Here is a 10,452-nt window from a genome sequence, read left to right as displayed (position 1 = left end):
TTGCGGCGGCCCACGGTTCAGGATCTGTGGGCGGGTACACCGAGCGACAGCGAGGTGCCAAGTGGTGGGGCAAGAGCGTTTTGCTTACTTTTGTCTGGGCCGGCTTCCGGATCTATCAAAAGTGAGGCGCTGTAAAAGCGCAACCTATATCAGCCGTGACCGCAGTAATGGATATGTACACAAAGAAGTTGTGTAGAAACCTATGCCCTTAAGGCCCTTCTCCACCGGTGGCCTGGCTTTTGCTAACACCCAACAGATGTCAGCCCACCATGAGCCCTCCTCTTGAACCTCCGTCGCCTGAAGTACTTCGTAAAGATCGTCGACATCGGCAGCCTGACCCAAGCCGCCGACGTCCTGCATATCGCCCAGCCCGCCCTTAGCCAACAGCTGGCAACCCTCGAAGCCGAACTGCATCAACAACTGTTAATCCGCACCAAACGCGGTGTGACGCCGACCGAGGCTGGCAAGGTCTTGTACGGCCATGCACAACACATCCTGCGCCAGTGCGAACAGGCGATCAGCGACGTCAACGACACCGGTCACGCACTGTCCGGCCAAGTGTCAGTGGGCCTTGCGCCGGGCACCGCTGCGTCCACGCTGTCGCTACCTCTGCTACGACGGGTACGCGAGCGCTATCCGGGCATTCTCCTGTACCTCAATGAAAACTTCGGCACCACCCTCAGCGAACTGATCATGAATGGCCGCATGGACATGGCCGTGCTGTATGGCGGGCGCGAAGTGCATGGCCTGAGCTTCGTGCCACTGTTACGGGAGAACCTGTATCTGGTCAGTGCTGAAGAGCACCTGGACGGACGCGATGAAATTGGCCTGGCCGAGCTGGCCCCCATGGAAATGCTCCTGCCCCGCCCCTACAACATCATGCGCAAGCTGGTAGACGAGGCATTTGTCAGCATTGGCCAGAGCGCAAACGTGGTCGCCGAAGTGGAATCGTCGGCGACCCTGACCTCGGCGGTGGCTGAACGCTTTGGTTCGACCATCCTTCCCGAATCAGCCGCCAAGGTGCTGGTCGCCGCCACCGGGGCACGCATGTTGCGCATCGTCGAGCCAGATATTCAGGCGCCGCTAGCCTTGTGTCTGTCAGGTCATTTGCCCTTGTCGGTACCGGCTCAGGCGGTCAAGGCGATCCTGCTGGAGCTGGTCGCAGAGATGCGTGCTCAAACCGTCTCAGCGTCATAAGCGTGCCTTATCACCCCACAGCCAAACCGTCTTGGCGGTCCTTCGCAGCCCTCGTTAGATTGAACTTCATTCAATACGGCAAGCTGCAAAGGTAAAGGCAAGGGTATGGATCAAGAACGCATCAAGGCACTGATCGAGTTGCTGGCCGAGTCCGACCTGATCGAACTGAGCCTCACGGAAGGCGATAGCACGTTGCGCCTGTTCAAAGATGCCACAGGTTGCAACACCGTGCAGGGCACACCTGCAAACACAGCGCCCACCAAGGCAGCGCCAAAAGCCGCCGTCCAGGTCACCCGCCCTGCTTCGGAGAAAAACAAAACCGGTGGTGAGGTAAAGGCCAGCCTGTACGGCGTACTGCACCTGACCCCGGCAGCCGGTGAAGCGCCTTTCGTGAAAGTCGGCGACAACGTCGAAGCAGGGCAAACCCTGGCGATTCTTGAAGCGATGAAGATGTTCCACCCGCTCAAAGCGCCTCACGCTGGCATTGTCGAAGCGATCCTGGCCAGCGGCGGCACCGAGGTTGAATCCGGCCAGCCGTTGTTTCGCCTGGTTTGACCCCCCGTATTTTTTAGGTGCCCACAATGTTCAATAAAGTGCTGATCGCCAACCGTGGCGAAATTGCCCTGCGTATCCAGCGTGCCTGTCGGGGTCTGGGTCTGAAAACCGTAGTCGTGTACTCCGAGGCTGACCGCCACGCGCAATATGTCACCCAAGCGGACGAAGCCTTGTGTATTGGTCCCGCTGCACCGACCCACAGTTACCTGAACCAGTCAGCTCTGCTGTTTGCCGCGCAGGTCAGCGGCGCTCAGGCGATACACCCTGGCTACGGTTTTTTGTCCGAGAACCCCGACTTTGCAGAGCGCATTGAAGCAGCAGGTCTGACGTTTATCGGCCCCAGCGCTGAATGCATCCGCACCATGGGTGACAAGGTCGCCGCCAAGCGGGCCATGCGCGAAGCCGGTGTGCCTTGCGTGCCGGGGCCTGATTCGAGCATGTCCAGCGACCCGCAGGCGATTCTCGCCGTGGCCCGTGAAATCGGTTATCCGGTGATCGTCAAAGCCGCTGGCGGCGGCGGTGGCCGTGGTATGCGCGTTGTCCAGCAAGAAGCGGAATTACTCGACGCTATTGCCCTGACCCGGGAAGAAGCCCGTCTGGCCTTCGGCAACCCTGAACTGTACATCGAAAAGTTTCTCGGCCATCCGCGGCACGTGGAAATCCAGGTGCTGTGCGATGCCTACGGCAATGCCGTGTGGCTGGGCAGTCGCGACTGTTCGTTGCAACGTCGCCACCAGAAGGTCCTCGAAGAAGCCCCCGCTCCGGGCATCGATCCACAACTGATCGCACATGTGGGCGAACGCTGTGTGAAGGCCTGTCAGCAGATCGGTTATCGCGGCGTGGGCACCTTTGAGTTTCTCTACGAAGACGGCCAGTTCTTCTTCATTGAAATGAATACACGCTTGCAGGTCGAGCATCCGGTGACCGAGATGACCACTGGCATCGACATCGTTCAGCAGCAGATACGCATGGCCCGTGGGGAACGTCTGGAATTACGTCAGGCGGATATCGTCACCAGCGGTCACTCGCTGGAGTGCCGGATCAACGCCGAGGACCCGATCAGTTTCATGCCGACGCCGGGGCAGATCACCCGCTGGGAAGTGCCCGGTGGCTTTGGTGTACGCGTTGACTCCCACGTCACCACGGGCTATCGCGTACCGCCCTACTACGACTCGATGGTCGCCAAGGTCATCAGCCACGGCGCGACCCGTGAAGAAGCGCTGGCACGCATGCGTCTGGCGCTCAGCGAGCTGTACGTCGAAGGCATCTCCACCAACATCCCCTTGCACCGGGAAATCCTCGACGACCCCGCGTTCTGCGCCGGTGGCGTGGACATTCATCATCTTGAGCACTGGTTAAAGCAACGGAGCCCGCAATGAGCATCGCTCTTCAGGACGCGAGTCCGACTATCAGTCTGCTGGGCACCACTGCCCTGCTCTTCGAAGCGCCCGGCAGTCTTGATCTGGCCCCTCAACAACGGATCTGGGCCATGGCGCGGATGACTGAGCAATGGCCAGAAATCCGTGAATCGGTGCCGGGCATGAACAACCTGATGCTGACTTTCAACGTCCCGCCGCGCCACCTGAGAGCCTTGACCGAGCGCTTGCTGCAAGCGTGGGAAGCCAGCGAGCCGCTGCCACTTGAGGGCCGGATCATCGAGTTGCCGGTGGTGTATGGCGGCGAGTTCGGTCCGCACATGGACGACGTGATCGCCCACACCGGGCTGGACATTGAAACCATCGCGCACCTGCACAGCGAACCGCTGTACCCGGTTTATGCCCTGGGCAGCCATCCAGGCTACTGCTATCTGGGCGGCATGGATCCGCGCATTGCCACGCCACGGCGCAAAGTGCCGGTGCTGAGTATTGGCGCAGGCGCGGTGTCCATCGGCGGCGTGCAGACCGGTGTTTCTGCCTCCGCTGGCCCGAGCGGCTGGAACACCATTGGCCGCACCGAAATGGTGTTTTTCGACCCCGCTCAATCTCCTCCGGCGCTGTTGCAGCCGGGGGATCTGTTGCGTTTTCGCATCGAGAGGATCATTCGATGATCGAGATTTTATCCGCCACGGCCCTGGCCACGGTTCAGGACCTGGGCCGCATTGGCAGTCTGGGCTTTGGCGTGGGTACTTCCGGTGCCATGGACACGCTGGCGGTCGCGACCGGCAATATTCTGTTGGGCAACGCCGAAGACGCAGCCGCCATCGAGATACCGGTATTCCCTTTTGAAGTACGTCTGCTTGAAGACTGCGCCTTTGCAGTCACCGGTGCTGCCAGCGCGGCCGATCTGGACGGTGTCGGATTCCCGCCAAACTGGGTAATGCAGGGCTTGAAGGGTCAGACGCTGACGATCAATCAGCCGGTTGCTGGCTGCCGCGCTTACCTCTGTCTGGCCGGTGGCGTTGACGTGCCGGTGGTGCTGGGTTCGCGCAGCACTCAGTTGCGTGGCGAATTCGGTGGTTTTCAAGGCCGGGCCTTGCAGCAAGGTGATCGACTGGCTGCCGCTGCGCCGGGACTTCTCGCCCGCGCAGTAGATTTTGGTGTACTGAGCCCGACTCATGTGCTGCCGCTCAGCGTTGACGGAGTTGTCGCCATGCGCGTTCTGCCCGCTGCGGAATATCAGGCATTCAAGGCTGATTCCCGCGCATCGTTCTGGAGCGATGACTGGAAGATCACCTCACAGAGTAACCGTTACGGTTTCCGTCTGGAAGGCACGCCGATCCTGCCCGAGCAGGCCATGGAAGTCCGCTCCCACGGCATCGTGCCTGGCGTGATTCAAGTGCCGCATGGCGGCCAGCCGATCATTCAGATGCGTGACGCCCAGCCCAGCGGCGGTTATCCGAAGTTTGGCACTGTGATTGAGGCGGATCTATGGCGCCTGGGTCAGGCAGCGATTGGCAGCCGGATTCGCTTCATCGAATGCAGCTACGACCAGGCGCTGGATGCTCTTGAGGAAAATCAGGCTTATCTGGCTGAAGTGCGACGTCTTTTGGCCCTGCAGAATCTGGCCCGGCGCTGAGGAGCGAAGCATGAACATTGAACAGATTCGCCAGTTGGTCGCTGACCTGACCGCAGCCGGTTTGTCCGGTGCAGAAATCGATAAACCAGGTTTCAAGTTGAGTTTGAAGCGTGGTGTTGCAGCTGAGTACTCCAGTTCGACCGAGGCCTTTGAAACCCAGCCTGAGCAGGACGCACTGCAGATCAAGGCTAGCGGCGTAGGCAGATTACTGCTGGCCCACCCGGACGACAGCATCGTGCTCGCGCCTGTCGGCAGTGACGTTCAGCCCGGTCAACTGGTTGCGATTCTGGCCGTTGGGCCTTTGCTGCTGCCCGTGCGCAGTCAGCATGCCGGGCAGGTTTGCAGCGTACTTGTCGCCAATGGCACGACCGTCAGTTACGGCCAGCCGTTAATCAGTCTCTTACCTTTCGACGCCGACGCGGTGCAACCATGAAGATTGATTTGAATGCCGATATGGGCGAAGGCTTCGGTGCCTGGCGCATGGGTGAAGACGAAGCGCTGATGGAGATCATTTCCTCGGCCAACGTCGCCTGTGGCTTCCATGCTGGCGACCCGCTGATCATGAACAACACGGCGCTGCTGGCCAAAGCCAGAAGCATCGATCTTGGGGCCCACGTCGGCTTCCCGGACCTGGCGGGTTTTGGCCGTCGGCAGATGAATATCGAAATCAAAGAGCTGTGCACCTATGTGACGTATCAACTCGGCTCGCTGGCCGCCATCGCCAGAGTCGCCGGGCATCACATGACTCACATGAGCTTTCATGGCGCGCTGGGCAACATGGTCGCTGCCGACGCCGACCTGGCGGCGCAGTTGATTCGTACAGTGGCAGCGTTTGATCCCGAGATCATCGTCAGCTCGTCCAGCAGCCGCGCCATTGAAACGGCTGCAAGCCAGAACAATCTGCGGGTTGCGACGACCTTTCTGGCGGATCGCGCCTATGACGACGACTGCCTGCTGGTGCCGCGCAAGATCGCCAATTCGGTGATCAAGGACCCCGCCGCTGTGTTGCAACGGGTTCGCCAATTGCTCGAAGACGGCACCGTGACCAGCATCAGCGGCAAGGTGATCAAGGTCAGCGCCTGCTCGATATTGCTGCATGGCGACACCCCCGGCGCAGTCGAACTGGCGAGAACCGTGCGTACTGAAATCGAATCAGCGGGTGGGCAGATCGTGCCGATCAGCCGGTTGATGGCGTAGATGCGAGGTAAACAGTGCTCCTCCTGTGGGAGCTGGGCTTGCCCGCGATAAGTGCGCCGCAGATATCAGGTCAATCGCGTCCAGCCTTATCGCGGGCAAGCCCAGCTCCCACAAAGACTGCATTCCAAACACAAGGATTGCATTGCAACTCAAGCCGTTCCAGGCGCACCAGACGTCATAAGAGACGCTTATAGCCACACAGCCATTCCGTCTTGGTCGTCAGGGTTGCTGCTGGATAGAGTCAATACATCAGCAACACCAGACCGTATTTAACGTTCACCGGACAGACCGGTGAACCAATGGATTCAGAGGTACACGCAATGCCATTTTCCGATTACAAAACCGCGCTGGTCACCGGCGCCTCTTCCGGTATCGGTGCCGCCGTGGTTGAGCGCCTGTGCCAGGAAGGTATTGAAGTGCATGCCATTGCCCGCAGCGCCGACAAGCTCGCTGAACTGGCGGCACGCACCGGTTGCATCGCCCACGCGATCGACGTGACCGATCTGCCGGCCCTGACCGCGCTGTTCGAACAACACCGCTTCGACATTCTGGTCAATAACGCAGGTGTGGATCGTCCGGGCTCAATCCTTGCTGCGGACGCTGAAGGCATCGACTTCCTGATCGACGTCAACCTGCGCGCAGTGCTGCATCTGGCCCGTCTGGCGCTGCCCGGCATGGTCGAGCGCGACAGCGGCCATATCATCAACATCAGCTCCATCGCTGCGGCCTACAACTTCGGCGGCAACTCCACGTATCACGCGACTAAAGCAGCCGTGAGCATGCTCTCGCGCCAGCTGCGTATTGACGCATTCGGCAAGCGTGTCCGGGTCACCGAAGTCTGTCCGGGCCGGGTTGCTACTGACATCTTTGCCCATGTGCATGGCGACTCCGAAGAGACCTACAAACGCTTCGTCGAAGGTTTCGAATTGCCGGTGGCCGCGGACATCGCCAATGCCATCGCCTTCGCGATCGCAGCGCCGGTTGCAGTAAACATCGGCCATATGGAAATCACCCCGACGCTGCAAGTACCCGGCGGCCTGTCCACGGCCCGTCCGCAGGACTATCAGAGTTGAGTTCAGCCCAAGCGACCAGAACGGACTGATCCGTCAATGCGCTCTTTTGGCCAGGCCAGCGCCTGGCATTTTTTCTGCCCCTACCAATGCCGATAGGGATTGACCATGAATGACTTCGATCTAGCCCCGATCCTCACCGGCGAATATGCCGAGCTGATCGTCAAGGGCATCGAAATGACGTTGCAACTGGCGCTGTTCGCCTGGTGCCTGGCCATGCTGCTCGCGCTGGTTCTGGTGACGGTGCGTCTGACCGGCAACAAATACGCCAATGGTCTGGTGGCGGCCTACGTTTCCTACCACCGCAACGTGCCGACGCTGGTGCAATTGATGCTCTGGTATTTCGGTATTCCAACCTTGCTGTCGACCTCCACTCAGATCTGGCTCGCGGGTTACAACACTGAGTATCTGTTTTCGGTCATCGCGCTGGGCCTCTGTCAGGCCGCCTACTTCAGCGAAGACATTCGCAGCGGCCTGCGCGCCATCCCATCCGGACAAACCGAAGCGTCACGGGCGCTGGGCATGGGCTACGTGCGCTCGATGCGTTACGTGATCCTGCCGCAGGGGGTGCGCAACTGCCTGCCGTCATTGATCAACCACACCGTGCTGCTGTTCAAGAACACCAGCCTGGCCATGGCCATTGGCGTGATGGAGTTGGCCTACGCCACTCGCGAAGTCGAGAACTACACGTTCCGCACCTTTGAATCCTTTCTGGTCGCCTCGGTGGTGTACCTGGCCTTTTCGCTGCTGCTGATGGGCTTGGGTGCCCTGCTGGCCAAGCGATTCAACAAAGCCCTGGCGAGGTAAGCGAGCATGTTCGATATCTTCACGATCCTTCAACAGAACTGGACGCTGTTCCTTATTGGTCAATACCCGCACGGGCCACTGGGCGGTCTGGCGGCGACGTTGATTCTGGCGATTCTGGCGCTGATTTTCGCCTTCCCGCTAGGCATGTTGCTGGCCATGGCGCGGATTTCCCCATGGGCCCCGCTGCGCTGGTTTTCGACCGTCTGGATTTACGTACTGCGCGGCATCCCTCTGCTGATGGTGATTTTCTGGACCTACTTCCTGGTGCCGCTGCTGATCGGCCACAACATCACCGGTTTCACTACGATGCTGTGCACCCTGGTGATCTACCAGAGCGCCTACCTGAGCGAAATCATTCGCGGCAGCATTCAGGCGTTGCCGAGCGGCCAATACGAAGCGTCCCGCGCACTGGGCATGGGCTACATGCGCACTACCCTCTGGGTGATATTGCCCCAGGCACTTTATAACGCCCTCCCCAGCCTGCTCAGCCAGTTCATTTCGATTATCAAGGAAACCTCGCTGGGCTACGTGATCAACGTGCAGGAAATCACCTTTGCCGCCAATCAGGTCAACAACCAGTTGCTGACCAAGCCATTCCAGGTGTTTTTCATCCTTGCTGTCATCTACTACCTGTTGTGTTTCGCCCTGACCCATCTGGCCGACTGGCTGGAGCGGCGCATTGCCCGCAAACGTCTGGGCACCGTCACCGCTGCCGCCGTCGACAGCCCTTTGCTGACCCCCCATTAATTAAAGAGGGCTGACTCATGCGTCCAATGATCATGTTTTCCAACGTCAACAAGTGGTACGGCGAGTACCAGGCGCTGACCAACCTCACCGCCCAAGTGAACACCGGTGAAGTGGTGGTGCTGTGCGGGCCTTCGGGCTCGGGCAAATCAACCCTGATTCGTACTGTCAACCGTCTCGAAGACATCCAGAAAGGCCAGATCCTGTTCGACGGTCAAGACGTGAACGGCACCGACGCCAACGTCAATCGCCTGCGCAGCCGGGTGGGATTCGTGTTTCAGAGCTTTAACCTGTTCCCGCATCTGTCGGTGCTGGACAACATCATCCTGTCGCCGACCAAGACCCTCGGGCTCAAGGGGTCGGCTGCCAGGGAACGCGCCATGCAGTTGCTGGACCGTGTGGGCCTGGCGCATAAGGCTGGCGCTTATCCGGCGCAACTGTCCGGTGGTCAGCAACAGCGAGTGGCGATTGCTCGCGCACTTGCCATGGAACCACCGGTGATGCTCTTCGACGAGCCCACCAGCGCCCTCGACCCGGAAATGGTCGGCGAAGTGCTGAGCGTCATGAAAGGCCTGGCCAAAGACGGCATGACCATGATGTGCGTGACTCACGAGATGAATTTCGCTCGAGAAGTGGCTGACACCATCTGGTTCATGGACGCCGGGCAAATCCTGGAAAAAAGCGACCCTGAGAGCTTTTTCAGCCAACCCCAACACCCTCGCGCCCAGCGTTTCATCGCTGATCTGCGGGCGCACTGATATTTAAAAACTGCCGCTGGACCTGCTCTTAACTCATCCTGAATTTCTGGAGTTTCCCATGCGTATCAAGCATTTGTTCGCCGCTGTAGCTTTGAGTCCCTTGGCAGTCACTGTCGCCCACGCAGACCAACTGAGCGACATCATGGCCAGGCAGTCATTGAGCTGCGGCGTGTATGCCGATGTCCCGCCATTCTCCGCACCGGATCCGAAAACCCGTGAACTGGTAGGCATGGACGTGGACCTGTGTACTGCACTGGCGAAGAAGCTCGGCGTCAAGCTCGAGCTCAAGCCGATGTCGGTTGAAGCACGGATTCCCGAAGTGAAAATGGGCCGCGTTGACGTCCTGTTCGCCAACCTGGCGTACACCAAAACCCGCGCCGACCAGATCCAGTTCAGCGATCCGTACTACATTGCCAAGGAAACCCTGGTGGTTCACGCGGCCAATGCCGACAAGGACAAGGCGTTCTTCAAGGGCAAGCGCATCAGCTCGACCAAGGGCTCGACTTCTGAACAATCGATCCGCATCGCCGAGGCCATTCCAGTGACCTTCCAGGACACAGGTTCGGCCTACATGGCGTTGCAGCAGAACAAGGTTCTGGGCCTGGTCACCAACACCATGACTGCCATCAAACTGGTCAATCAGGCCAAGGCGTCCGGCATTGAACTGGCCATCGCCAAAGAGCCTATGGCCCTTGAGCCGATCGGTGCCGGTATGCGCAAGGATGAGCCCGCCTTCCTCGCCAAGGTCAATGAATCACTGAAAGCCATGGACGACGCCGGTGAAATCGACGCCATCTGGGCACGCTGGATCGGCCCGAACACCGAATACAAAATGGTCCGCGAAGACAAAGTGCAGAGCCTGAGCGCACTGAAGTTTGATCCGTTGCCGTAATGGTTGGATTCCCTAGGCTGAGTGTGTGGCAGATTCTTTTTCTACCTGCTAGCTGAGACCTTTGTGGGGGCAGAGCTTGCTCGCGATAAGGCAGGACGCGGTCCACTTTAGATCGCATCCAGCCTTATCGCGAGCAAGCTCTGCTCCTATCAAACAAACTACAACTATTTGATTTGGAGTACTTTTTCATCTGTAGGAGCGCGCTTGCCCGCGATCG

The 10,452-nt window shown here is 59.3% G+C and carries 12 protein-coding genes; all 12 read left to right on the top strand.

The genetic code is table 11. The annotated features are described in order from the left end of the window. Positions 1-282: 282 nt before the first annotated feature. A complete protein-coding gene (nac, locus tag RX972_RS28390) occupies positions 283-1,197 on the top strand; it encodes a nitrogen assimilation transcriptional regulator NAC (protein WP_099268290.1) in 915 nt (304 codons plus the stop codon). 105 nt (positions 1,198-1,302) lie between these two features. Then, positions 1,303-1,752 (top strand): acetyl-CoA carboxylase biotin carboxyl carrier protein subunit, encoded by a 450-nt coding sequence (locus tag RX972_RS28385; protein WP_316880556.1) that lies wholly within the window; start codon positions 1,303-1,305, stop codon positions 1,750-1,752. 26 nt (positions 1,753-1,778) lie between these two features. Next, on the top strand, positions 1,779-3,131 hold the full coding sequence (accC, locus tag RX972_RS28380) for an acetyl-CoA carboxylase biotin carboxylase subunit (protein ID WP_316880554.1): 1,353 nt from the start codon (positions 1,779-1,781) through the stop codon (positions 3,129-3,131). After that, positions 3,128-3,799: a 5-oxoprolinase subunit PxpB gene (pxpB, locus tag RX972_RS28375; protein WP_316880553.1), complete on the top strand. Its 672-nt coding sequence runs from the start codon at positions 3,128-3,130 to the stop codon at positions 3,797-3,799. Before accC ends, pxpB begins: the two co-directional genes overlap by 4 nt. Beyond that, the gene (locus RX972_RS28370; protein ID WP_316880551.1) at positions 3,796-4,767 is read left to right on the top strand and encodes a biotin-dependent carboxyltransferase family protein; all 972 of its coding nucleotides are present in this window, start codon (positions 3,796-3,798) and stop codon (positions 4,765-4,767) included. Before pxpB ends, RX972_RS28370 begins: the two co-directional genes overlap by 4 nt. Before the next feature lie 10 nt (positions 4,768-4,777). Then, entirely contained in the window at positions 4,778-5,200 is a 423-nt protein-coding gene (locus RX972_RS28365) for an acetyl-CoA carboxylase biotin carboxyl carrier protein (RefSeq protein WP_316880549.1), read from the top strand. Beyond that, on the top strand, positions 5,197-5,964 hold the full coding sequence (locus tag RX972_RS28360) for a 5-oxoprolinase subunit PxpA (RefSeq protein ID WP_316880547.1): 768 nt from the start codon (positions 5,197-5,199) through the stop codon (positions 5,962-5,964). Before RX972_RS28365 ends, RX972_RS28360 begins: the two co-directional genes overlap by 4 nt. 320 nt (positions 5,965-6,284) lie before the next feature. After that, positions 6,285-7,037 (top strand): SDR family oxidoreductase, encoded by a 753-nt coding sequence (locus tag RX972_RS28355; RefSeq protein ID WP_316880545.1) that lies wholly within the window; start codon positions 6,285-6,287, stop codon positions 7,035-7,037. Positions 7,038-7,142: 105 nt separating this feature from the next. Further along, positions 7,143-7,841, top strand: a complete 699-nt coding sequence (locus RX972_RS28350) for an amino acid ABC transporter permease (RefSeq protein WP_316880543.1) — start codon at positions 7,143-7,145, stop codon at positions 7,839-7,841. A gap of 6 nt (positions 7,842-7,847) precedes the next feature. Next, the gene (locus tag RX972_RS28345) at positions 7,848-8,588 is read left to right on the top strand and encodes an amino acid ABC transporter permease (protein ID WP_316880542.1); all 741 of its coding nucleotides are present in this window, start codon (positions 7,848-7,850) and stop codon (positions 8,586-8,588) included. Positions 8,589-8,614: 26 nt separating this feature from the next. Continuing rightward, positions 8,615-9,343, top strand: a complete 729-nt coding sequence (locus RX972_RS28340) for an amino acid ABC transporter ATP-binding protein (protein WP_027898359.1) — start codon at positions 8,615-8,617, stop codon at positions 9,341-9,343. A gap of 58 nt (positions 9,344-9,401) precedes the next feature. Beyond that, positions 9,402-10,235, top strand: a complete 834-nt coding sequence (locus tag RX972_RS28335) for an ABC transporter substrate-binding protein (protein ID WP_316880540.1) — start codon at positions 9,402-9,404, stop codon at positions 10,233-10,235. Positions 10,236-10,452: the final 217 nt, after the last annotated feature.

The sequence above is a fragment of the Pseudomonas syringae group sp. J309-1 genome (assembly GCF_032582135.1).
Lineage (GTDB): Bacteria > Pseudomonadota > Gammaproteobacteria > Pseudomonadales > Pseudomonadaceae > Aquipseudomonas > Aquipseudomonas quasicaspiana.
The sequence above is the reverse complement of the archived record's forward strand: the minus strand, read 5'-3'. Positions and strand labels throughout refer to the sequence as shown.